The sequence below is a fragment of the Nitrospiraceae bacterium genome, assembly GCA_020632595.1.
Classification (GTDB): domain Bacteria; phylum Nitrospirota; class Nitrospiria; order Nitrospirales; family UBA8639; genus Nitrospira_E.
This window is the reverse complement of sequence record JACKFF010000024.1, coordinates 1-22,960: the sequence shown is the minus strand read 5'-3', so window position 1 is coordinate 22,960 and position 22,960 is coordinate 1. Positions and strand designations below refer to the sequence as shown.

At 48.3% G+C, this 22,960-nt stretch carries 24 protein-coding genes; 20 read left to right on the top strand and 4 right to left on the bottom strand.

What is annotated here, in order from left to right; translation table 11 throughout:
• From H6750_20835 to H6750_20810, 6 genes are all read left to right on the top strand, one after another.
• A partial coding sequence (locus H6750_20835) for a tetratricopeptide repeat protein (protein ID MCB9776759.1) occupies positions 1–247 on the top strand: 247 nt, incomplete at its 5' end.
• Positions 248–415: 168 nt separating this feature from the next.
• Positions 416–925, top strand: a complete 510-nt coding sequence (locus tag H6750_20830; protein ID MCB9776758.1) for a DUF3015 family protein — start codon at positions 416–418, stop codon at positions 923–925.
• 89 nt (positions 926–1,014) lie between these two features.
• On the top strand, positions 1,015–1,527 hold the full coding sequence (locus H6750_20825) for a DUF3015 domain-containing protein (protein MCB9776757.1): 513 nt from the start codon (positions 1,015–1,017) through the stop codon (positions 1,525–1,527).
• Positions 1,528–1,576: 49 nt separating this feature from the next.
• The gene (locus H6750_20820) at positions 1,577–3,475 is read left to right on the top strand and encodes a DUF4105 domain-containing protein (protein MCB9776756.1); all 1,899 of its coding nucleotides are present in this window, start codon (positions 1,577–1,579) and stop codon (positions 3,473–3,475) included.
• Between the two features lie 179 nt (positions 3,476–3,654).
• A complete protein-coding gene (locus H6750_20815; protein MCB9776755.1) occupies positions 3,655–4,440 on the top strand; it encodes a class I SAM-dependent methyltransferase in 786 nt (261 codons plus the stop codon).
• Positions 4,441–4,884: 444 nt separating this feature from the next.
• Positions 4,885–5,094: a hypothetical protein gene (locus H6750_20810; protein MCB9776754.1), complete on the top strand. Its 210-nt coding sequence runs from the start codon at positions 4,885–4,887 to the stop codon at positions 5,092–5,094.
• 335 nt (positions 5,095–5,429) lie between these two features.
• Here the strand turns inward: H6750_20810 and H6750_20805 are convergent, their stop codons facing one another.
• Positions 5,430–7,148 (bottom strand): radical SAM protein, encoded by a 1,719-nt coding sequence (locus H6750_20805; GenBank protein ID MCB9776753.1) that lies wholly within the window; start codon positions 7,146–7,148, stop codon positions 5,430–5,432.
• 285 nt (positions 7,149–7,433) lie between these two features.
• On the opposite strand from H6750_20805, the gene H6750_20800 reads away from it, so the two are divergent.
• From H6750_20800 to H6750_20735, 14 genes are all read left to right on the top strand, one after another.
• Positions 7,434–7,823 carry a hypothetical protein gene (locus tag H6750_20800; GenBank protein ID MCB9776752.1) on the top strand — a complete coding sequence of 130 codons (390 nt, stop codon included), beginning with the start codon at positions 7,434–7,436 and terminating at the stop codon, positions 7,821–7,823.
• A 30-nt stretch (positions 7,824–7,853) separates the two neighbouring features.
• Positions 7,854–8,018, top strand: coding sequence for a hypothetical protein (locus tag H6750_20795; protein ID MCB9776751.1), 165 nt, complete (start codon positions 7,854–7,856; stop codon positions 8,016–8,018).
• A 152-nt stretch (positions 8,019–8,170) separates the two neighbouring features.
• The gene (locus H6750_20790) at positions 8,171–8,428 is read left to right on the top strand and encodes an acyl carrier protein (protein MCB9776750.1); all 258 of its coding nucleotides are present in this window, start codon (positions 8,171–8,173) and stop codon (positions 8,426–8,428) included.
• Between the two features lie 128 nt (positions 8,429–8,556).
• Positions 8,557–9,885: an AMP-binding protein gene (locus H6750_20785; protein ID MCB9776749.1), complete on the top strand. Its 1,329-nt coding sequence runs from the start codon at positions 8,557–8,559 to the stop codon at positions 9,883–9,885.
• A gap of 22 nt (positions 9,886–9,907) precedes the next feature.
• Positions 9,908–10,237 carry a hypothetical protein gene (locus H6750_20780; GenBank protein MCB9776748.1) on the top strand — a complete coding sequence of 110 codons (330 nt, stop codon included), beginning with the start codon at positions 9,908–9,910 and terminating at the stop codon, positions 10,235–10,237.
• Positions 10,230–11,126, top strand: coding sequence for a lipid A biosynthesis acyltransferase (locus H6750_20775; GenBank protein MCB9776747.1), 897 nt, complete (start codon positions 10,230–10,232; stop codon positions 11,124–11,126). The genes H6750_20780 and H6750_20775 overlap by 8 nt, the downstream gene beginning before the upstream one ends.
• A 148-nt stretch (positions 11,127–11,274) precedes the next feature.
• A complete protein-coding gene (locus H6750_20770; GenBank protein MCB9776746.1) occupies positions 11,275–11,748 on the top strand; it encodes a hypothetical protein in 474 nt (157 codons plus the stop codon).
• The gene (locus H6750_20765) at positions 11,745–14,081 is read left to right on the top strand and encodes an MMPL family transporter (GenBank protein MCB9776745.1); all 2,337 of its coding nucleotides are present in this window, start codon (positions 11,745–11,747) and stop codon (positions 14,079–14,081) included. The genes H6750_20770 and H6750_20765 overlap by 4 nt, the downstream gene beginning before the upstream one ends.
• Complete coding sequence (locus H6750_20760; protein ID MCB9776744.1) at positions 14,062–15,630, top strand: tryptophan 7-halogenase; 1,569 nt, start codon at positions 14,062–14,064, stop codon at positions 15,628–15,630. Before H6750_20765 ends, H6750_20760 begins: the two co-directional genes overlap by 20 nt.
• Positions 15,631–15,638: 8 nt before the next feature.
• Positions 15,639–16,835 (top strand): beta-ketoacyl-[acyl-carrier-protein] synthase family protein, encoded by a 1,197-nt coding sequence (locus H6750_20755; GenBank protein MCB9776743.1) that lies wholly within the window; start codon positions 15,639–15,641, stop codon positions 16,833–16,835.
• On the top strand, positions 16,832–17,641 hold the full coding sequence (locus H6750_20750) for a beta-ketoacyl synthase chain length factor (GenBank protein MCB9776742.1): 810 nt from the start codon (positions 16,832–16,834) through the stop codon (positions 17,639–17,641). Before H6750_20755 ends, H6750_20750 begins: the two co-directional genes overlap by 4 nt.
• A 41-nt stretch (positions 17,642–17,682) precedes the next feature.
• Complete coding sequence (locus H6750_20745; GenBank protein ID MCB9776741.1) at positions 17,683–18,075, top strand: 3-hydroxylacyl-ACP dehydratase; 393 nt, start codon at positions 17,683–17,685, stop codon at positions 18,073–18,075.
• Positions 18,072–18,794 (top strand): 3-oxoacyl-ACP reductase FabG, encoded by a 723-nt coding sequence (gene fabG / locus H6750_20740; protein MCB9776740.1) that lies wholly within the window; start codon positions 18,072–18,074, stop codon positions 18,792–18,794. The genes H6750_20745 and fabG overlap by 4 nt, the downstream gene beginning before the upstream one ends.
• Positions 18,795–18,821: 27 nt before the next feature.
• The gene (locus H6750_20735) at positions 18,822–19,637 is read left to right on the top strand and encodes a glycosyltransferase family 2 protein (protein ID MCB9776739.1); all 816 of its coding nucleotides are present in this window, start codon (positions 18,822–18,824) and stop codon (positions 19,635–19,637) included.
• A 114-nt stretch (positions 19,638–19,751) separates the two neighbouring features.
• Here H6750_20735 and H6750_20730 read toward each other — a convergent pair whose 3' ends face one another.
• The 3 genes from H6750_20730 to H6750_20720 form a co-directional block, all read right to left on the bottom strand.
• The gene (locus H6750_20730; GenBank protein MCB9776738.1) at positions 19,752–20,162 is read right to left on the bottom strand and encodes a hypothetical protein; all 411 of its coding nucleotides are present in this window, start codon (positions 20,160–20,162) and stop codon (positions 19,752–19,754) included.
• A 102-nt stretch (positions 20,163–20,264) separates the two neighbouring features.
• Positions 20,265–21,278, bottom strand: coding sequence for a hypothetical protein (locus tag H6750_20725; protein ID MCB9776737.1), 1,014 nt, complete (start codon positions 21,276–21,278; stop codon positions 20,265–20,267).
• Between the two features lie 135 nt (positions 21,279–21,413).
• A complete protein-coding gene (locus H6750_20720; protein ID MCB9776736.1) occupies positions 21,414–22,748 on the bottom strand; it encodes a tryptophan 7-halogenase in 1,335 nt (444 codons plus the stop codon).
• Positions 22,749–22,960: the final 212 nt, after the last annotated feature.

Sequence of the window (22,960 nt, the reverse complement as noted above, 5' to 3'; positions counted from 1 at the left end):
AGCCATTGCCACCCTGCAATCTGTCGTAAGGCACAACCCTCACCATCTGTCCGGATGGCTACACTTGGCAAATCTGCTTATGGAAACCGGACAAATTGAACAGGCCCTAACAACCTTACAAGAACTCACCGTGTTACATCCTCGATATAAAGAGGGACATCACACTCTTCATCAACTACAAACAAAACTCCAGATATCATTGGGAGAACAACCACGATTCCGCTCCTTAGAAAAAGCCACAGTTTAATAGTGCTGTTGATAGATGGCAGATAATCAAACTGGCCCCCTAATTTTTCTTCGTCTCGAATTAATATAAAAATATAAGTGCGACTTTATATTGCCCTGCTAGGCAATTCTGGTAAACTCTGCTCCGATATTCTGGCCTAAGTCAATGTTCCCAATTAAGGAGCAGGCTATGAAATTAAGGCAATTTCTCAGCATATTTTTTCTGTTTTTCTGGATAACCACCCCAGCTTATGCAGCACATCCGGACACGGGACCTGGATGTGGGTTGGGAAAACTCGCTTGGGGTGATTATCCCAATCAACAGAATATCGGCCCTCAAATCGCCATGGCCACAACAAATGCAACCCTAGGATCTCAAACGTTCGGCATCAGCTCTGGAACATCCGGCTGTACCAATGATGGGGTTATTCTTTCCTCTGAAAAGGCAAGGGTCTTTGCTACCCTCCAGTTTCAAGACATTACTCAAGATTTGGCCCAAGGCGGGGGGGAACACTTGGCCTCTCTTGCCCAAATTCTGAACATTCCCGTGGATGATCGCCCCGAATTTTTTATTAAAACCCAAAAACAGTTCTTACGATTCATCAAACAGGGTTCTAGTCCAGCAAGGGCTCTGATAGAAACTCTCTGGAATACGTTAGAGATTCAACTTCAATCCTCCGTAGTTGCTTTGAGCAATTAAGAATTGCAAACTTGTCATAGCGTGCGAACTTGCTAGAATACTGCCTTCACCCAATTGCCCCTTTATCTCACTTTCAAAGGAGGAGACACATGGTTAAACTACACCTAGTTGTTTTGATGACAATTGCGCTACTTATAAGTGGAATGGGTCTGGCGTTTGCCGGGCATCCAGACTCCGGGCCCGGTTGTGGGCTTGGGAAGATTGCTTGGGAAAATTACCCCAACCCGCAACACATCGGACCACAAGTTTTAATGGCTACGACGAATGCAACCGGATATAACACGTTTGCGATTAGCTCCGGAACTTCCGGCTGTACCAACGATGGAGTGGTGTTTTCTTCGGAGAAAGCCAATGTTTTTGCTGCATTAAATTTTGACAATCTGGCCCAGGAAATGGCTCAAGGCCAAGGTGAGCACTTGACCTCTCTCGCTACTTTAATGGAAGTTCCGGCTGACCAGCAGGAAGCCTTCTTTTCATTGACTCAAGAAAAATTCACTTCCCTTATCAAAACCGGGGAAAACTCTCCCAAAGCCGTCATTAAAGCGATTTATGACGCCATGGGAGCACATCCCGTGCTAGCCAAAGCCACTGCAGCTCGATAACCTCGGAAAGGCTCCGATCCATGTAGGTATCGGAGCCTTTTTCTTCCATGTGTTAGTTACTTTTCTTTTTCTTTTCCTGTTCTTGTTTCACTCCTCCTCTTTTGGCCAGGAGTCCTCTGCCTACCTCTCCACGCTTCTTCTTCAATCTTCCCAACTTCAACTGCATAAGGAAAGATTTTGGCACCTCCTGGTTCACTATCGAAAAAACACCGGTCCGGGATATACGAGTGAAATCGACGATCCAGGTTTCTTCCTGGCACCTGATGGAAAAACAAATCCGCAGGCCGAATTAGAGGCTACGCTCAGGCATTTTTTCTCCGATCGCCTGGTAGGACGCTCCCAACAACCGGCACGTTGCGCATTTATCGCCCGGTATGAATGGCTTAAAGAGCAACTCCAATTTAAGGAAAATAATTTCCCGCCACAGACATGTGACCGGTTTCATCGCTGGCTCAAGGAATTGAACCCTGCTTCGGTCACTCTCATTTTTCCCTCAGCCTTTATGAATAATCCAGCTTCAATGTTCGGGCATACTTTTCTCCGAATTGATCAGGTGGGTCAAACAGAACAAACGAGAATCCTCGCCTATACCATTAACTTCGCCGCTGAGGTGCCCCCCAACCCGGGGCTAGAATATGCGTATAAAGGCGTGTTTGGAGGCTATAAAGGATTTTTTTCCACAATCCCCTACTATCTGAAAGTCCAAGAATATCGAGACATTGAAAATCGGGATATTTGGGAATACCGGTTAAATTTTTCTACGCAGCAGGTCCTTCATTTACTCAAACACACCTGGGAATTGGGAAACGCCTATTTTTTCTATTATTATTTTAAAGAAAATTGCGCATACCACATTCTTTCTTTACTGGAGATAGCCGACCCTTCACTGCACCTGACCGATTCCTTTCATTTTTGGACGATTCCCAGTGATACGATCAGGCACCTCTTTTATCAAAAAGCCTTGATTAGTGATGTGGCGTACCGGCCAGCCCGCAGTACGCAACTCAAACGAAAACTCGAGGAAATTTCCATAAACGAGAGAGAGATCTTTTCAGAGATTGTTCATAACCCCTCCACTACAGAAGCCGACCGATTTCGAGTCTTACCCACAGATCGTCAAATTTTCCTGTTGGACACCGCCACAGATCTTTTTCGTTTTCGATCAGCGAAAGACCCATCAAACCGTCAAGAATATCAACAAAATAACTCCCAGCTACTGGTGAGTAGAAGTCTCATCCCCATTCCTTCGTCGACTTTTCAAGTCAAACCCTATTTTTCTTCCCCTGAATTAGGCCATGGCACGTTCCGAATCAATACCGGATTTGGCTGGCGCAACCATAGCTACTTTGAAGAAATCTCTTTCCGTGCTGTCTATCATGATCTCTTGGACCCGGATCAAGGCTATGCCCCAAACGCTCAAATTGAATTAGGTGATCTGGCCCTCCGGCATTACCATCATAATAATCAGCTACGATTGGAACGTTTCACCCTAGGAAATATTTTATCTTTATCTCCCCTAGATTCATGGTTTCGATCCCCTTCATGGAAAATACGATTCGAGATGAACACCATCACTATACGTTCGTGCACTCTTTGCTCTAACGGGAATTTCAATGCAGGAATCGGTGGAGCCTTCGAAACTCGAATGTTCCAACACGAAGTCTTTTTCCTTTTTGGGGAGATCGATGCCAATGTGAGCGGAGCCTTCAATGAAAATCATCGTATTGGAGGAGGGGTAACTGCCGGGATGACCGCCACGATCACCAACAACTGGAAATGGTTTATATCCGCAGGATACCTGTACTATGCCCTTGGCGACCGTTCAGACGACATCCCCATTTCAATCGGGCAACGCTGGACTTTGGGGAAAAATTTGGCCATTCGTTCGACCCTGACTCATCATCATCACGATAATCAGTGGAACATTTCCCTGCTAGGATATTTTTAGTACAATTCTCTATCTTTACTCATTCGCACTTCTTATTCGCCATGGCTTCGGTCATTAAATCCTCTTAATCAAAGAAAAGTCAGTTTGTGGTAACCTTATTGAGGTCAACGCCCGTTCAACGTGTCAATGTGATTTATCGAATTTCCCAAAATTTCCTGCGAACCGTCACAGAATCCTGAATGAACTCCCAGCCCTCCCTCAAAAGTCCCTCGCTCAACCCCCATCCTATTCTATCGGAGTATCATCGATCAGACGCTCAACGCCGCCATACCCTCTCTGGCCAATTCGATCAGGTCGCTCCGGACTATGATTGGATAAGCCAAATGCTGTCTTTTGGGTCCGGGAATTGGTACCGGGAACACGCCCTTCGTCTGGCAGGCATTAAGGAATCGAACAAGGTACTCGATGTGGCTTGTGGACCTGGGACCCTGTCCATTTGCGCAAAAAAGCTCGTGGGGGAGACTGGTCTGGTCATCGGATTGGACCCCAGCATTGGAATGTTAAACGTATGCCATCAAAAAGGTGTTACCCAAACAGTACGAGGGATTGCCGAAGCACTCCCATTTAGGGAAGGTTATTTTGATTTTGTTGTGATGGGCTATGCTCTTCGTCATGTTTCGGACCTGAATCACACATTCCAGGAATATTGGCGAGTGTTAAAACAAGAAGGAAAGATTGTCATATTGGAAATTTCAAAGCCTGATTCTGTTCTCAGCTTCCATCTCAGTCGGTTTTTTTTGAAGTGGGTTGTGCCCAGATTATCCTACCTTCGCACACGGAACCCTCAAGCTCATATTCTCATGAGATATTATTGGGAAACGATCCAGCACTGTGTGAGTCCGGGAACCATCATTCAAGCCCTGAGAGACTCAGGATTTTCCCATTGCCAGGAGCAAGCTCTAGTCGGAGGATTAATAAGAGATTATATCGCCCAAAAAAGAGAATCCCCAGCAACCCTTGCTTAGGAACCTTCTTCCTTTTCCTCGTCTATGTACCCATGGAGAATCAAAGTATATCGCAATCCGGTTCAACCGTTACTTTAGTGATTCATTTTCACGCCAGTGAATTCCCTTACACATATGATCCGCCTTTGTAACGGAATAAAGATTTGAAAACAAGAAACCGAAGGTTCTGTTGATAACCTGGTTTCTTTCTTACATTTGAAGATATTGTGTTTACACTGACCTTTAACATGGTAGACATCTTTTTACCGTCCAAATCCACCGACACATTGCTGCCCATCATGTTGGCCAATATCGTTCGAGAAACCTTAGCCTTGGCCAAGAAAAATCTCTAGACAAAAAGGATACCCCATGGTCGGCCACCCGTTACGACTCTCCGTTTTCATCCTTGGATCTCTTATATGTTTTAACCTTCTCAACTGTGCCGGGGCCCCAAGAGACCCACAGATGGCGTCACAATGCAAGAAAGGATTAGACACCGCGTTTCAGGAACTGGAACAGGCTAAGACTAATGGGTTCAGTGGTTCGGTCAATTGGTCCAAAGCCGCGACCTTATTGAGTGCAGCCAAGATGCAACAACAGTTCGATAAATACCCTAATTGCCTCGATAAAATAAAACGGGCCAGGTTCTATATCACAGAAAGTCAAAAAACATAATTCCACCACATTCTTCCCGTCACAATACTCCTACACAACAATTCTGAATCTTATACTCCCAGTCATTTACCGAAAACTCTCATTACCATTTCTCACCCCTGGAATTTCATATTTTCCGGAACCCCAGGTTCTCCCGCTATTACAGAAAATTTTTCATGGGAGCGGATATAAATAAGAAATTCTCAATCTTTTTTGTCCAGAAAAACCAGACTGACCGGTGGTCCTTAAACAACAGGGCCATTCCCCCACTTCCCGCAGAACTCACCTCATTGTGAAACGCGATCACACTTCCATTCCTTAATCCCATGACCTCTTGAAAATAACCCTAAAAATGATCATAGGTTATTTTCACCTTTTCTAAGGAAAGGATCATAAGTCCTATAAAGGTCAAAATCTTCTCCTCCCTCCGTTCCGGTGTGGGAAATGGCAAGATCACTATATTCTAACTTCGAAGGATTACGTTCTATCACCTTTCGCAGACGATTTAACTTCCAGCCAATATTGAACCACCGAAAACCTGACCTTACAACTTCCCACATTCTTCGCGGATAAAAAATAAGTGGGCTTTCCAAAGGAAAACTCGGGCGCCGACTCAGGCGCCGCTTCCTCCTGAAAATCCCACCTTCTAAAGGGTGAATACCTTCCACCAAAGAACATCCATGAAAACACAACAAAAAAAACATCAATTTTTCCACTGGTTGACCAGTAGCCACTGCACGTCGCATAACGACTTCCATATGCTCCCAGCTATAGTATTCCTTCCAAGTCTGACGATAGGTGTGACTCCATTCAGCTGCTGTCATTCTGGGATGGTGGGTGGTCGGATGTTCCAGATCATAAAGATTCATATCTGGATCCATCCATTCTCCCTCCTTCACTAGCTGCAGATGGTCATCCGACCCCGGCAAGGGAGTAAGGATAAAGAACTCCACAAGATCCACTGGCAGTTCATTTTTGAGAATCTCAATATCGCGGGCTACACTACTCACAGAGTCTTGCGGAAACCCAATGATATAGCCAGCAACGGTAGTACAACCGTACTTTTTCCAAGCCTGCAACATGGTTCGATACTCTTGAATTCTATTCTGCCGTTTTTTGGCTCCCGTTAACGAAAACGGATTGAGAGTTTCCAACCCAATAAAAATATTATGACAACCCGCTCGATAGGCCTTTTCGATAAAACCAGGAATTTTATGACAGAGTGTGTCGACCTGAATGGTCAAGGAAATCCTGTGGCCTTCCTGCTCGCGCATATGGATAATTCGATCCAGGATTGGTTCCCACTGTCTATTTCTGGCGAAATCATCATCAGAAATCAAAAAACGCCAGACTCCTTGCTGAAGATTGGCCCTGATTATTCTTTCAATATCCTCAGGCGATCGCCATCGAGAAGTGCGTCCTTGAACATTGATAATTGTGCAAAAACTACATTGAAACGGGCACCCTCGTCCTGCATCAAAACTCGACATCCGACGAAAGGTTTTTTGAACCACACTCACAGGCAAAAATGGCAACGGGCCACCTTGAAGCGAGGGGAAATCAGACATAAAGTTATAGACAGATTTTAGAGTTTTTCTGAATGCGTCCAGGAGAATTTCCTCCAAGTGGCCTTCGGCTTCTCCAGCCACAAGGGTAAACCCCTCGTTAATCGCCTGCTGGATATCGGCAGGATACTGAGAAAGCATGGCGAAACACCCACTCACGTGGAATCCCCCAATGGCAACCGGAATCCCTGCTCGCAAAAATTGTCGCCCGATATCAGTAGCCCTAGGAAATTGATTGCTTTGCACTCCCACAATGCCAACCAATCCCCCGGTCCCTGCTCCTATCGTTTTAATGATTTTCTGAATTGGGATAACGGTATTGGTTTCATCAAAGGCCTCCACATCGATCTTGACCTGCTCTCCCAATATGTTTCTCTGTGCGCAATCCATCGCCAAACCGTGCAGAACAGCCAGGCTATTCGAGGGAATGGCCGACCGTTTCCACTGAATGACATATCCATCATCGTCATAATGGGAGGCTTTTATTAAGATGAGGTGGAAGTGCGGCATGAATGAGCTCTGAGAACCTCTTCCCATTGGGAGTTCCTATCGGGAATCACTCGTAGATGTTTCCCTCAAAAATCCCTGTACTCTGCCTAAAAGGAAATTCTACGGAGAGGGGCCAGAAACCCGACGTGTGGTTGGAGAGGCTTGAGAATAGGGTGGTTTCCATACAGAGTCAAGGCATACTGTCCTAAAAAATTTCGTGAATCGTATTGCCTTTTTTCTCCGTTTTTTTTAGGGTTTTGGTTAAACACCTCCGTCAGATTTTCCATCCTTGAGGAGAGACGTGCTATGACGAAGTTCCCCCGTGTCTTTTGGATTCTTGGCCTTATCCTCCTCACCCCACTGTGGGGCTGCCACCACCAAATTGCATTTGAGGACATTGATTACAAAATCGACTCCCCAAAACAAGATCGATCCATCCTGCTCATCATCGAGCCTCAAACACTGAACCAAGTCAGGTCGATCAATTCCTGGATGACAGGGGCGGCCCATAGCTGGGACGCCTACCCTGGGCAGATGCTTAAACAGGTTGCCGACGTGGAGTTTCCCCAAATGTTCCAATCTTATTCGCATAGCCCCACCAAACCTGAAGGACCAATGGCCCCACGAACGGTTGTCTTACGTATGGATATCACCCACTATGACTTTTCAGACTTTCACGCCTTAGTTTCGGTTTGAGGGCAAGCTTATGACGGGTCTAATTCCTTATTGTTCGATAAAACCTATACCAAGGACGGAATTCGCCAGGGAGCAAAAATGTTCTGGGGTGGCGCTTTTGGGATGAAATCGCCTATCCGTCAATCCTCTTTTGATGCTTATAAGAAAATTTTTGATGCCATTCGTCAAGATCTTGCTCGCACCCTCTCGCCCTGAAAGTCCACGGAGTTGACGGCATTGAAAATCGACCAAACATTGATCTTCCACTGTCATGGATTGACAGGAAACCACCAACCAAAGAAAATGGGTATTGTAATGACGAGGACCAATTGGTTCAGCCCTTTGAGGAGGACGGATTTTTGACATACATGACCACTCTTGAAACGGAAGTGGGACAGTTAATCGTAACTACATTAAACCTGAAAATTGATCCCTCCATGATCGATCCTCAACAACCCCTCTTTGGTGAAGGGTTAGGCCTCGATAGTATTGATGCCTTGGAATTAGCCCTCGTCATTCACCAAAATTACGGGTATAAGTTGAAATCTGATTCTCCTGACAACGCGGTGATTTTTTCCTGTTTACGTGCACTATGTGAAGCTATCGAGAAAAACCGGACGAAATAACCTGCCTCGCACCCTTTCTTTCCTCCACTTTTTCTGCCTATCTCCAACCGTGGGTTTTACCTAGGAAGCCTTGACAGAGGTTACTCGGAAGCATATATCTCCCCAATAGATATTACCGGATCTCAATCGTGGACACTTCACCATTGCTTGGCCCCTCCAGCTCCGATACGATTCTCGCATGGAAAGGGAAAAATCCAGTTTCCTGCGGGGTGTTTTTTACCCACCTACAACAGATTGAACATCGTCTTCCGGCCGCCCCTTGCGTGATCAACCTCTGCAAGGACAGATATAATTTTTGGGTTGGCTTCGCGGCCGCCCTCCTCAAAAAACAAGTGACTCTTCTTCCTCCCAGCCGAGCTCAAGGAGACCTTCAACGCCTGGTTTCCTCATATTCACCAACGTATTGTTTAACAGATTCAGATGATAATATCCCTGGTGTACCGGCAATTCATATTGATTTGAACTTACACGTGTCTCCACGGCATTACCAAGACATTTCTATTCCCAACGATCAAGCCGCTGCCATGGCTTTTACATCAGGAAGCACCGGCCAACCACGTGCCAATATGAAATCTTGGGGATCGTTAGTAGAAATTGCCAAGAAATCGGCCAAACGCCTAGGCTGGACACCTTCCCAACCGCTCACGTTTCTCGCTACAGTCCCCCATCAGCACATGTATGGATTGGAAGGAACCATTATGTTGCCGGTTCAACATGGATGGGCTTTTCATTCAGGTTGGCCTTTCTATCCTGAAGACATTCGAACGATGCTGAATCAATTGCCCACCAAACGAGTTCTGGTCTCCACACCTGTTCATCTTCGAGCATGCCTCATGGAACACACGCAGCTCCCACCACTAGTCGGAGTTCTTTCCGCCACCTCACCCCTCACCCAAGAACTAGCTTGCCAAGTCGAAGGTCAATTTCAGACAAGCGTATACGAAATATATGGATTTGCCGAGGCAGGAACCATTGCCATGAGACGTACGGGCTCCGAAGTCTTCTGGCACCTATTAGAAGGGCTCCACCTCATCCCTGATACTCGCGGATATAGTGTGCAGACGCCCTATTTTCAAGATCCTGTACCAATACCCGACTCTATCCAGCCAGAAGGGTCCTATCAATTTTTCCTAGAAGGCCGCCCAACCAACATGGTGAACATCGGTGGACATCGAACCTCTCTGGAGGAACTTTCTGAAAAATTAAATTCCGTGGAGGGCATAGAAGACGGAGTGTTCTGTATGCCCGAGGAGAGAGATGGTAGGGTCACCCGCCTCATAGCCTTCGTAGTCGCTCCAGGCCTAAAAACAGAAGACATCCTTTCTGCACTCCGGCCCAAAATGAACCCCGTGTTTTTACCTCGTCCCCTAGTGTTCGTGGACCGTCTTCCAAGAAATCCCACCGGAAAACTTCCCAGGGAAAATTTGCAGGAACTCATGGAACAACATCAGCTCTAAATTTGGATGACTATCTCATCACATGACGTTTGAACACTCATTTCTGGTGCCAGATACCCACCCTTCAATCAAAGACCATTTCCCCGGAAGTCCTGTGGTGCCAGGGGTGGTCATTCTTGGAGAGATTTTGTGTCTTATTCGTGAACACCGCTCCTCCCCCTGTGTAGGAAGCCCTACGATCAAATTCCACTCGCCTTTACGTCCCAATGAGATGGTGTTAGTGCGTATGGAAAATACCAAATCTGATGAGGTCTTTTTTCAGGGTTCTGTGGGAAAACGAACGATCGTGAGCGGCGTATTCCATTTTCAGGAAGATTCCCCTTACTTCTCCACCAAGGCCCGGCATGAGTAACCGATGGCGGACACAACCCGAACGAGGACACCATTGGGCCTACCAGTTTATGGCCTGGGTGGCATTACGGGTAGGCCGAGGCCCTGCTCGAATGCTCCTCTTCCCCATCTGCCTCTATTATCTTTTGTTCTCATCCTCCCAAACCAAAGCCATCAAAAAATTCCTGGAAAGGGCCTGCAACCGCCCTGCGGGACTTCTTGATGTTTTTCGACACTATCATTATTTTGCCTCGACTATTCTAGACCGTCCCTTCTTATTAGTAGGAAAGGATGAGCAGTTTCACCTCACTTTTCACGGTACCGACCTGTTATTAGATCGGGTAGACAGGGGACAAGGCTGTATATTGCTTGGAGCCCATCTGGGAAGCTTTGAAGTCGTTCGTGCCAGCGGGCTGGCCAGTCGCTCCGTCCCCATCAAACTCTTGATGCAAGAGGACCAAGCTCCGATGCTCGGAGAAGTGCTTCAAAAATTGGATCCTTCTATGAGTCAATCCATCATTTCGATTGGGGCACCTGATGCCATGCTTCAAGTCAAGGATTGCGTCGAGGGAGGTGGACTGGTAGGAATTCTCGGGGACCGACATGGTAGGAATGACAAGATTGTCCAATGCTGTTTTTTAGGAGAACTGGCCCCATTTCCTATAGGGCCCATGTTATTAGCGAGTTTAGTCAAAGCGCCCGTCATCCTATTTTTCGGGGTATACCGAGGAGGATGTCATTACGAGATTTTCTTTGAATTGTTCTCGGAACAAGTCGTCCTAGACCGGTCACGTCGGGAAGCCTCTCTCCAGGAATGGACGCAACGGTTCGTGGGTCGGCTAGAATATTATTGCCGCCTAGCACCCCATAACTGGTTTAATTTTTATGATGTGTGGGAGGAAGACTCTTAACAGTTCCTGCACGGTCGGAATTCTTCTCTGGTTTAGTCTGCTGACAACCTCGGTGGAATCTCTTGCCTGTGTAACCAACTCTTTCCCTGAGGTATTTCAGGATAGGGCCTGGACCCTTCCACGACTTTTAGAGATTCTTCCAGAAGGTATGCGACAGGAAGAAGCATTTGAGGAAATGTTCACTTCTCCACTTTTAACCAACCCCGTTCATAAGGTAGGAACCTTAAGATTCTCACCCCCATTCTCCCTTGAAAAGCATGTCACCTTTCCGTTTGAAGAGCGCTTTCGCGCAGACGAGGATAGGCTGTACTACGAGAATCCTGATCAGGGGATTTCCTCCTCTTTTTCCTTGAATGACTTTCCTTCCCTGTCAGCATTCATTCAAGGGTTACGTGCCCTATTGAACGGAGATTTGGAACTTTTACAACGCCATTTTCAGACTGAGATGGGAGGGGATGCCCAAGCTTGGACTTTGACGTTACGCCCTATGAACACGGACAGGGCCCAAGGAGTGGAATGCATCCAGTTTCAGGGGAAAAGCCGTCGAATTCATGTTATTCACGTCCTGGATCGCAATGGGGACTCTTCCCGTATGGTCATCTCTCTCGTTGATAAATCGTGACCCGCAAGTCTCGGATTCTTTTCTTCCTGTATAGCCTATTGCTGACCATGGGAGGTGGGGTGGCCTTCTCTGTCATTCCCATCCAGACCCAACTCCCGGCCCTTCTCTCCGAATCCGGGAATCTCACACACCAGATCCTCCTGAACCAGCTTCAGGAAGGTCCCACCTCCCGAATGATCTTATTGGCTCTCAAGGGGGCCTCCCGGCCTGTGCTCGCACAGGCCAGCATGCAACTCGCACAAGCCATGCAGACAAGTGGGCATTTCGCGTATGTTCGAAATGGACAACAGGCCCTCGGGCAAAATGATCAAGCGCTTCTGTTTCGGTACCGATATCTTCTGAGTCCTTCCTTTAATCCATTAGAGTTTCAGGCCGCGGCTCTTCAAGTTGCCCTGGAACGAAGGATTTCTGATTTAGCCAATCTGCTCCCCCTGGAAGTCAAACGGAAGATTCTTGAGGATCCCACCCAAAAATTCCCTGACCTGCTCAAAAGCTTTCTCCCATCTCATGCTTTAAAAACTGAGAACGGTGTGTGGTTGTCCAGCCATGAGGATCTGGCCTATTTAGTGACTGAAACGACAGGCTCAGGGTTTGACTTGGACTTCCAAGACACTGTACAGAGGTTTCTCACTCAGCATTTGGCTTCTTTACGAGAAAAAATTCCCGGAGCCACAACACTTGCCCTTCTCCAAACAGGGCCTTCTTTTTTTGCGGTACATTCCAAAACTCTTATACAAAGTGAAGCCCTATGGTTGACCGTCTTAGGGTCTAGCGCGGTCCTTATTTTTCTTTTCCTGGTGTATCGTTCTATTACTTTTCTGATATTGAGTGTCATCCCCATAGGAACGGGCATTCTACTCGCGTGCTTTTCGGTATTTTTCGCCTTCGGTTCTCTCCATGGAATTACTCTGGCTTTTGGAGCAACCTTGATCGGGGTGGCGATTGACTATCCCATTCACCTCTTCACGCACATGAACCCTCATGAATCCCCAGGGGCGGCCATGAGCCGGATATGGCCAACAATCCGACTGGGAGCCTTGACGACTGCCGTCGGATTTGGGGCCTTACTCTTTTCTGAATTTCCCGGCCTGTCCCAATTAGGACTCTTCGCGATTATCGGGTCTCTTTCTGCCGCTTTTACGACGAAATGGGTTCTTCCCCCACTCCTCGATCACCACTCATGCGGAAACATTGAGCCCAAGATCCTTTGGCATATTCCCTCGATTGCAAATGGGGCCCGTGGACTATTTTTGTTGTCGATTCTTACTTCGATTGGATACGTAGGGTTTTCCTCCAAACCCGTTTGGGAAACTGATATCGGCAATTTAAGCCCTATTTCACCGGAGATGAAACTCCTGGATACTCATTTACGGGAAGAACTTGGAGCCCCGAGCGTCAGACATCTTCTGGTACTGACAGGTTCCACTGTTCAGCAAGTCTTAGAAGGGGAGGAACAGCTCGGAGTGTCCCTGGCGCATCTCGTGAGAGAAAATCGGCTACAGGGATTCGAATCAGCGGCTAAGTTTCTCCCAAGTGTCAAAACCCAGGAGTACAGGAAAAAACAACTACCTGAGTCCGCCGACTTAGAGGCCCAACTTCGGGAAGCGATGAAAAATCTTCCCTATCGTCCTGCAGCCTTCCATGCGTTCAGACAGGCTGTGTCCCAATCAAAAGAGCTCCCGCCCCTGACCCCTCGTCACTTCGATGGCACCCCCTTAGGGTCAAAAATCTCATCTCTGTTGTATCCTCTTCAGGAACGGTGGATAGGCCTGATCTTGCTGCAAGGCGTCCGAGAAGGTCTCAACCTCAATCAGGGGGACAATTTCCAAGAAAATGTGTATTATTTAGATTTAAAAACAGAGACGAACCATATTTTGCTCACCTACCGGGATGGTATCCTTACCTACCTTGCCTGGGGGGGTGTTGCGCTCATACTCCTATTAGGGTTCAGCCTCCGCTCATTCTCCGGTATGTTAAAAGTTATATTTCCCGTAGCTGGAGCGCTTATTATCACTTTAGGGATTTTGCATGCCCTTGATGAGCGTCTGTCCGTATTTCATTTGGCTTCCCTATTGCTAGTGTCAGGATTAGGAATCGATTACGCCCTGTTTCTTCTCCAACCCCACGACCAACTAACGGACAGGGCACGAACGACCATGTCGGTACTCGTCTGTAGCGTGACGACCCTGATCGTATTTGGCCTCCTCTCTTTTTCGCAAACCCCAGTCCTCCATAGTATTGGCCTGACCACCTTTTGGGGAGCGGTAATGTGTCTGGGCATGACCGTTGCTTTTTCCTTCGGTAGAACACCGTATGCACCCGACCTTGTTTGATGTTGCCATCATCGGCGGGGGGTTAGCTGGAAACTTTCTGGCGCGACAACTCCAACAAACCCTTCCCCACCTCACCATCGCAATATTCGAGAAAAAGCTCGATACTTCTTTCAAAGTCGGAGAATCAACCGTAGAGGTTGCTAGCAATTATATGGTTCGACGGCTGGGCCTTTCCGATTATCTCACTCAGCAGCAACTTCCCAAGAACGGGTTACGGTTCTTTTTTGACCAACCCACACTCGATACGCCTTTCACCGAGATGAGTGAACTGGGAGGAGTCGCATTTCCCCATTATCCTAGCTTTCAACTTGACCGTTCCCGTTTTGAAGCCGATCTTTTCGAGATGAACCAAAACAATGGGGTATCGATTCACCGAGGCTACAAGGTCACCCGAATAGAATGTGGAATCGAGCCCGGGAACCGCATGCGGCACCGATTTCTTGTGGAAAAAAATTCCCAAGTGGAGGAAATACAGTGCCGTTGGATCATTGATGCCAGTGGCCGACGCTCTCTACTTGCTCACCACCACCGCTTACGAGTCGCGGGCCCCACGCATCCTTTATCGGCCGTGTGGGGAAGGTGTACCGGCATGGCTGATTTGGATGCCTGGGGACCCGAAACGTTCAGGGATCGCATCCATCATTCGCCCCGCCATCTTTCCACCAATCATTTTTGTTATCCCGGGTATTGGATGTGGATTATTCCACTAGGCCGGGGAGTGACCAGCATCGGCGTCGTGGGAGAACGATCCATGATCTGGCGAGATCGAATCCAGACTATGTCAGGGTTTCTGGCCTTCCTTCAACAACACCAAGCCCTTTGGGCCTTATTGGCATCGGCCCAGTGGCTGGACGTCGGAAGTTATCAGCAACTCGGGTACAACACCCGCCAGTATTTCAGTGAGGATGGGTGGGGCCTCACCGGAGAAGCCGCCTCGTTTACGGATCCGTTTTATAGTCCCGGGTCCGATTTTATCGCACTAGAGAACGATTTTTTAACCCTCCTCATTCAACATGACGCACAAGGGCGTTCTCCTCAATCACTCAAAGGCCTAGCTCAGACTCTGAACCAGTACATGCATTTTCGGTATGAAGCCAATATGGGCTTATATCAAGATCAATATTCCTTACTGGGCAGTTATGAGCTTCTCAAACTCAAATGGCAACTGGACTTTCCCCTCTATTATCACCTGTGGTTTTCCCAGTATCTGCAAGACCACCATTTAAACGAAGATTTCCTTCAAGAGCAAATTCAGGGGAAAACCCAGGTCTTGAACGCCCTACGGAACTTTTCATGTTTGTTCAGGTCTGTGGAAGAAACCTTGCGGAGTGGGAAGGATTATTATCGACACAATAGCGGGCATTTCACCGATGCCTTGGAAGGAGTGGATTGGGTCAAAGAGGTGGGAACGCCCCAAGCACCCAAGCAAACCCTGACTCGACTGAATCAGATTTTCAACAGGACGTACCACCGATCCCTTGAACTGATGGGGCGTACATCCTCCCCGCGTTCTCTTTCCCATTTTGTCACGGCCGACGCCTTCGTTTAAGATCATCCATGGTCCCCCTAACCATATCCCACAGTACAGCTGTCACGGCCGTAGGGCACGGACGCCTGGCGCATCTGACGGCTCTTCAAGAGAGACGGTCCGGGTTAACTCCCTGCGTGTTTGAAGGGGCTTCGTTGGAAACCTATATGGGGGAAGTCCAAGGATTAGAACACGTAACCCTCCCTTCCGCGTTCTCTCAATTTGATTGCCGCAACAACAGGCTCGCGCTATTAGGCTTGCAACAGGATGGGTTTGAAAAGGCAGTTGGAGAAGTCCGAAGTCGTTATGGCCCTCATAGAATCGGGGTGTTTATTGGTACAAGCACGTCGGGCATTCTTGAAACCGAGCATGCGTACCAACAACGCGATCCGGTCACGGGACGACTCCCGCAGGCATTCCTGCCGCGTTACCGATATACGCAGAATACCTTTTCCGTTGCGGATTTCGTCAGGACCTACCTTCAACTCACAGGACTCGCCCTGGTTATTTCCACCGCGTGCTCCTCAAGTGCCAAAGTCTTCGCCAGCGCCGCTCGTGCCATGGCGGCCGGGTTGTGCGATGCCGCCGTCGTAGGAGGGGTGGACAGTCTCTGTCTCACGACCTTGTACGGGTTTTCTGCCTTGCAACTGACCTCTCCCCAACCGTGTCGGCCCTGCGATCAAGAACGCGATGGCCTCACGATCGGCGAAGCAGCGGCTTTTGCCTTGCTGGAAGAGCCATCCTATACCACAGTTTCCGGTGAAACAGGTCTCCTTGGTTTTGGAGAAAGCTGTGATGCCTATCACATGTCTCATCCCCACCCTTCGGGACAAGGTGCGATTCAGGCCATGCAAATGGCTCTTGCACACAGCCGAGTATCAACAAGGCAGATCGACTATATTCATCTTCACGGCACAGCCACTCCTGCAAATGATCGTACCGAGGATCAGGCTATTTCTACTCTGTTCGGGGGAAACATTCCGTGTAGTTCTACCAAGGGATGGACCGGCCATACTCTCGGTGCAGCCGGGGCGGTTGAAGTGTTTCTTGGGTCATTATTCCTCGAAAATCAGTTTCTACCTGGGACCCTGAACACGACTCAACTTGATCAAGCCTTTCAGTGTCCTATCCTCCTTGAAAATACTCAAACCCCCATTAAACGGATTTTGAGCAACTTTTTTGGGTTCGGCGGGAACAATTGCTCACTGGTCCTAGGACACCTATGATGAAAGCCTTCATTCATGGCATCGGAGTTCTTGGACCAGGGCTAATCGATTGGCCATCTTCTATTCCCATACTCCGAGGGGAACATCCCTTTGACCCTACTCAGCTCCCTCATCCTTCTCCCGCATTTCTCCCCCCAAATGAACGTCGACGTAGCAGCGAGGTTGTCAAATGGTCATTAGAAGCGGCCTTCCAGGCAGTACAAGCCTCCCAGGTCGACCCCAAACTTCTACCAGTGGTCTTCGCCTCATCAGGTGGGGAGACCGGAATTTTACATAACATTTGTCTCTCCCTCACGAATTCTCCTCCCGTGGTATCTCCCACGCTCTTCCATCAATCCGTTCATAATGCGGCAGCCGGATATTGGAGCATCGCTTGGGGTTCTCAAAAATCCGCCACGAGCCTTTCCTGTTATGATGCCTCATTTGTCGGAGGCTTGTTAGAAGCCATGACTTGCCTTACTATCGGATGGGAGGATCGCGTATTATTGGTATCCTATGACATTGCAGCTCCCCTTCCCCTGTATGAGGCCAGGCCTTTGACCGGTTCGTTTGCGGTGGGAATGGTTCTAGGTAGGCAACCGATCGGTTCTCACAGCACGGCATTAGAAATCGTTCCTCCTTCAGCATCAACTGAGACTTCCTCTTCCATGGATAACAAGGAGTTGGAATCTCTCAGAGTCGGAAATCCTGCAGGGCGATCTCTTCCGCTCCTGCAGGCCATCGCCAAAGGAGGGTCAACGACAGTGGTGTTGAATTTTCTCGATCCCCTTCGTGTAAGAGTGGATGTTCATCCGTGCCCTCGCTAACCAAGAGAGAACTCTCCCGTTTTCTTCCTCATGGGCCCTCCATGAGTCTTCTTTCGGTTGTAGAAAATTGGGATACTCGTTCCATTACCTGTTCCGCGAATTCTCATCGAGACCCCCAAAATCCTCTGAGAAGATCGGGGCAATTGGATAGTCTTTGCGGGTTGGAATATGCGGCTCAGGCCATGGCTATCCATTTCGGCCTCACCTCTATCCCAGAAATAGAACGTGGCCCAATAGGGTTTTTAGGAGGCATTCGTGACTTGAATGTGACCACAGATCGCCTGGATCTCTACGAGGATAACCTCACCATTGTGGCGACCCTTCTTTTTCCACAGGAAGTCAGTTTTCTCTATGCATTTTCTGTCAATGTGGAGAATAGTCTCATCCTCAAGGGACGGGCGTCTATTTTCATCAAAGGCGGGCACCATTCATGAAAAAACGGGCCTTGGTTACCGGGGGTAATAGCCCGATCGGCTCTGCCATCTGCGAGGAATTGGCTTCCGCCGACATTCATACCATCGTTCATGGTCACTCACACCCCGACTCCTCCGGTCTTGTCGTTGAACACATTCGGTCACAGGGAGGGTCAGCCGAATCCATATCCTTTAATCTGATGGATGCCATAGAAACGGAACAAGCCGTTCTCACGCTCCTAAAACCCGGCCCCATTCAAATACTGGTCCATAACGCTGGGATTTTTGAGGACGGCCCGATGGCCGGGATGAGCCATCAACAATGGGACCGAGTGGTAGACGTCACACTCAACGGTTTTTTCTACGTCACCCAACCGCTCCTCCTTCCCATGCTGAGGACACGCTGGGGACGAATCGTCACAATTTCCTCTCTCTCAGGTATGATCGGACATCGTGGCCAGACCAATTATGCCGCGGCAAAGGCTGGCCTCCATGGGGCCAGCAAATCATTGGCCATCGAGGTGGCCTCACGTGGAGTGACGGTCAACGTGGTCGCCCCGGGATTAATTGATTCACCGGCCACTCACCGGGTCTTCACGCAGGAACACATATCAAGTCTGGTCCCCATGAAACGGGTTGGAGATCCGAAGGATGTCGCCGCCCTGGTCGGATTCTTAGCCTCAGACAAGGCGGGGTACATTTCCGGACAAGTGATTGGCATCAACGGGGGCATGGCTTAAAATCATTACAGTATGATTGCGTGGAAAATGGATCATTCCGTGTTACCACCACACAACTCTCCTCCTTGCCATACGGACGACAACCCCCGACCTATTGAGTACCCGGTACTGGTCATCCCCGCGTTTAATGAGGAGACCACCATCCGAACTGTTGTCGAGAATGCGTTGTTGGTCATCGCCCAGGTGATCGTGGTTGATGATGGGTCAACGGACCTGACGGTCTACAGTCTGAAAGGATTGCCTGTCACGCTTCTGCGGCAACCACAGAACTCGGGAAAAGCGGCAAGTTTATGGGTGGGATTCCAGCATGCGTTGAGGCAAGGCGCCACGGCCATTCTTACCTTGGATGGAGACGGCCAACATAACCCATCAGACATTCCACGCCTTTTGACGGCAGCTCTCAAGTCTCCAGAGGCGATCATCATTGGCGCCAGGAAACGACCATGGCGTATTGAAACCTGGCATAGAACCCTAGCGAACCGAATAGCCGACTTTTGGATTTCTTGGGCAGCCGGCTATCCCATTGCAGATAGTCAATCAGGATTTCGGGTCTACCCAGCTTCTCTTCTGCAGAAAGTGAATCTTGAGGTTGGGAAATCACACAGCTTCGTGTTTGAAAGTGAAATCTTGATTGCCGGCGCTGATCTAGGACATCAGAGTATTCCTGTTCCCATTGAATCAGAACCTCGTCCACTTCCCCGGCCAAGTTATTTCCGTCCGGTGGTCGATATCGTTCGAATTACAAAAATGGTGGGAAGAAAACTATTATTGGAGGGTCTAGCACCACAGAAACTCGCTGCGGCCTTGACCAAACGGTCATTTCCTGCCAAGTCTTATCGTTAGAATCTTCACCATTGTCCTTTAAAGTCTCCAACAGAAAAGGCGCCTGACGTGAGTCAGACGCCTTCCTGAATGGACCTAAAATGTACCACCAACCAGCAGCAGGATACCTAAAGGCTACAATAGGGCCAGCTTGGTTCGAATATTGTTGTCAAGCCGTTGAACCCAGGCATTGTAATTAGAATGAATCGTCCCATCCCCCGCATCATACTTAAGATTGGAACTTTCCTTGTATGTAATACTGTAGGACTTGGTTGTATACTGGATATCAACCACAGCCATATGACTACGCACATGCAAGGTGGCGACAATATGCCCTGGCTTTAAGACCTGCATATTCCAGGCTGGTGTAGATCCAGTCGAAGCACTAATGATGGCTTTAGTGACATCTTCCATTGTGGGCTCTTTTCCTGAAACAGGGTTAACCGCGGCCTCATTCACATTAAATATAGGGGCACCACCCCGACAACCCACCACCACCATCACCAACAGGAGAACCCCAAGGATTTTCAACATTCTCTCTTTCATTAGTACCCTCCTTCCTATACAGTCCCATAAAAAGTGCTTCGTGGAAACAAATATCTGTCCTTTCCTTATGGCAAGATCTGAATAATAGAATAAAGTGGAAAATTATTCTAGGTTTGACCCAACTGCAGGATTTGGGGGAAACGCCCACACGCCCTCAATTTCTACCAGGAGTTCTTTTCGACACAACTCTCCCAAAAGGAAAATTGTCGGCATATCGGCTGCCCAACTTTTTCCTATGGATTTTTGTACCAATGAAACATGTGCCTCGTGTCGAACGTACACTTTGAGCAACCCTGAAAAATCTCTCCGTTTCCTTCGAACCCCTGCTACAGAAACGGCCTGGTTAATAACCCGTTGGATATTGGCTAAGGTTTCTTTGGTTTGGTTTTCGGGATCGTTGACATGTTGAGTTTGGTGTCCGAGAATGCTGGCGGTTCCGGCAACAAAAAGACTGGATTCCTCTGGTGAAATCTGGCCGATGGTGGCTCGGGAGAAGGAAGGGCTTTTCGGACCATATACCCTTGGATAATGGTAGGCACTCATCTGACTTGGATTTTCAATGTGCCTTCCGGGGATTTTTCCTGCCAGGAAAATAACCAGAAATGAGCCACTATTAGTTCCTACCGCACTCGCAGAAGGGACCACTTGCTGGAGATTCTGATATTGGGATGAGAATGCTTGATACCTTCCAACACAAAACCGTTTATACCGCTCCAAGCCACCTTGCTCTTCATTGATCCTCGGGAAATAGTTCCATAAACGAAAAAGATGGTCGTAACCCGCCTGATGACAATAGGCCAGAATCTCCCTATACGATCGTTCGCTCACCAACTCCAATGGCTCCCCCTCGGTGACTGCTTCTTCATAACTGCCAAATAGCACGTTGCCATCACTCGCAGCCCGAATCATCCCTTTTTGGTCATAGTGCACAGACCCAGGGCTTGACCAGATTTCCACAATGTAATCAGACCCAATTTGAGGCATGAAGATATGGGGACACGGTTGAAGACCGATTTCTTTCCTCGAAGGAACGACGCCATATTGTAGAATCCCCAAGATAGACCGATTGGATTGAACCAACTCTCTAGCATCCGGAGTACCGCCTTCGTAAGACACAAGCCCGGAAATTCCGTAAAGAATGCCTTTGGATGACGTTGAGATTTTGTTTAACTGAATTAATGGCGGAATGGTGGGAGAAGGCATGTGATTTGGAGAATGAGCTATGACCAGCGCGCTTAAAAAATGGCCCTCTTATTGGCTTGTACCACGACTCATTAATTCTGTCCACGGTTGACCATCTCGGGCATTTCCCTTTCTCAACCGGACTTGCGCCCAGTTTCCTGGGAGATCGAGAAATGACGTGACGTAATACACGACCTTGAAAAGCAGGATGGGAATGGTGACAGGGGTTTTATCGAACACATCGCCAGCCAGCACGGACAACACCGCCTCTTTCATCCGAAAATAATTCTTCGGGGCCATAAACAGGGCCCGGAATGCAGGTTGGGTAAACCGGTGGATAAACCAGGAATACGTCGCAATTCCCCTTTTGACACTGGCTACAAATTCCTGTTGTTTCTCCGCAAGTTCTGGCATTTCCCGAAGGGTCGCCTCCACCACCTCCACTCCCCGAATAGCACTGTTTAAGGCCAGGTGCACCCCACTGGAGAACACCGGATCGACAAATGCGAAGGCATCCCCAAGCAGAATGTAGTTGGCACCAAGCATTGATGAACATTGATAGGAGTAGTTACCTGTCGCCATGATTGGCATAACCGATTTCGCTTGGCTCATGCGCTCAGCCATGGGAGGACATCTATGGACGGCATCCCAGAAAAACTCCTCCGCACTGCCCTTTCGTTGTTTGAGGTAGGAGGGCCAGCACACCACACCTACGCTGGTAATTCCATCCCGAAAAGGAATAATCCAAAACCACCCTTGATTAAACCAGCAAATGGAGATATTTCCTTCATCCTTCCCTTTATGCCGGACCACACCCGTAAAATGGGAAAACAGGGCGGCACTATTATGGGTGACACTCCGCTGCTTCAGGCCCAATTGAGTGCCAAGAAACGTCTGGCGGCCAGACGCATCCACGAGAAATCTGGTCGTTTTGGTGACTTTAACCCCTTGTCTATCCATAGCCACAAGAGTGACCTGATTGTTCGTTGAAAACCGAACATCCTTCACCTCTAGCCCTTCTCTTACAACGGCACCTTTTTTCTTGCAATTGTTAAATAAAATTTCATCAAATTGCGCCCGACGGACCTGAAAAGCATAGGGATGCGTTTTATCAAGAGCTTCCTTGAAGTAGAGAGTAACGTTATGTTGGTGGTACGGGGAGAGGAGTTCGGCCCCATACTTTCGAAGCCCAATTTTTTCAATATCCTCCAGCACCCCCAACCGCTCTAAAATAGGGAGGGTATGGGGTAACAAAGATTCCCCGATATGAAATTTGGGATGTGAGTCCTTTTCCCATATCTCAACATTCCATCCTTTTTCAGCTAAAAGGCTAGCGGCCGTAGAGCCCGCCGGTCCCCCACCAATAACCACCACATCACTTTGGTCAATTTTTTTTTCCATCATGATTTTTCCACTCCTCAAAGCTTTAACTTTGGAAGAATGAACTCTTTCCCCATCCAGTATGAACCCTTGAGTATTTTCCCAAAAAAAACGAGCGGAAGGCAATTTTCATTGCTTTCCGCCCTTCCTGAACAAGAAGCGAAAGAATTACTTCCTTGGTAAATCTTCAACTATTATCAATACGGATAATAGCGTCCGTGATACCGGCAGTAATG

What these genes read in the sequence shown, in the direction of transcription:
- H6750_20775 (MCB9776747.1), top strand. Translation starts at nt 10,230, where the DNA reads ATGAGTAACCGATGGCGGACACAACCCGAACGAGGACACCATTGGGCC.
- H6750_20790 (MCB9776750.1), top strand. Translation starts at nt 8,171, where the DNA reads ATGACCACTCTTGAAACGGAAGTGGGACAGTTAATCGTAACTACATTA.
- H6750_20770 (MCB9776746.1), top strand. Translation starts at nt 11,275, where the DNA reads ATGCGACAGGAAGAAGCATTTGAGGAAATGTTCACTTCTCCACTTTTA.
- fabG (MCB9776740.1), top strand. Translation starts at nt 18,072, where the DNA reads ATGAAAAAACGGGCCTTGGTTACCGGGGGTAATAGCCCGATCGGCTCT.
- H6750_20750 (MCB9776742.1), top strand. Translation starts at nt 16,832, where the DNA reads ATGATGAAAGCCTTCATTCATGGCATCGGAGTTCTTGGACCAGGGCTA.
- H6750_20825 (MCB9776757.1), top strand. Translation starts at nt 1,015, where the DNA reads ATGGTTAAACTACACCTAGTTGTTTTGATGACAATTGCGCTACTTATA.
- H6750_20755 (MCB9776743.1), top strand. Translation starts at nt 15,639, where the DNA reads ATGGTCCCCCTAACCATATCCCACAGTACAGCTGTCACGGCCGTAGGG.
- H6750_20720 (MCB9776736.1), bottom strand. Translation starts at nt 22,748, where the DNA reads ATGATGGAAAAAAAAATTGACCAAAGTGATGTGGTGGTTATTGGTGGG.
- H6750_20800 (MCB9776752.1), top strand. Translation starts at nt 7,434, where the DNA reads ATGACGAAGTTCCCCCGTGTCTTTTGGATTCTTGGCCTTATCCTCCTC.
- H6750_20730 (MCB9776738.1), bottom strand. Translation starts at nt 20,162, where the DNA reads ATGAAAGAGAGAATGTTGAAAATCCTTGGGGTTCTCCTGTTGGTGATG.
- H6750_20735 (MCB9776739.1), top strand. Translation starts at nt 18,822, where the DNA reads ATGGATCATTCCGTGTTACCACCACACAACTCTCCTCCTTGCCATACG.
- H6750_20830 (MCB9776758.1), top strand. Translation starts at nt 416, where the DNA reads ATGAAATTAAGGCAATTTCTCAGCATATTTTTTCTGTTTTTCTGGATA.
- H6750_20780 (MCB9776748.1), top strand. Translation starts at nt 9,908, where the DNA reads ATGACGTTTGAACACTCATTTCTGGTGCCAGATACCCACCCTTCAATC.
- H6750_20745 (MCB9776741.1), top strand. Translation starts at nt 17,683, where the DNA reads ATGAGTCTTCTTTCGGTTGTAGAAAATTGGGATACTCGTTCCATTACC.
- H6750_20760 (MCB9776744.1), top strand. Translation starts at nt 14,062, where the DNA reads ATGCACCCGACCTTGTTTGATGTTGCCATCATCGGCGGGGGGTTAGCT.
- H6750_20810 (MCB9776754.1), top strand. Translation starts at nt 4,885, where the DNA reads ATGGCGTCACAATGCAAGAAAGGATTAGACACCGCGTTTCAGGAACTG.
- H6750_20805 (MCB9776753.1), bottom strand. Translation starts at nt 7,148, where the DNA reads ATGCCGCACTTCCACCTCATCTTAATAAAAGCCTCCCATTATGACGAT.
- H6750_20815 (MCB9776755.1), top strand. Translation starts at nt 3,655, where the DNA reads ATGAACTCCCAGCCCTCCCTCAAAAGTCCCTCGCTCAACCCCCATCCT.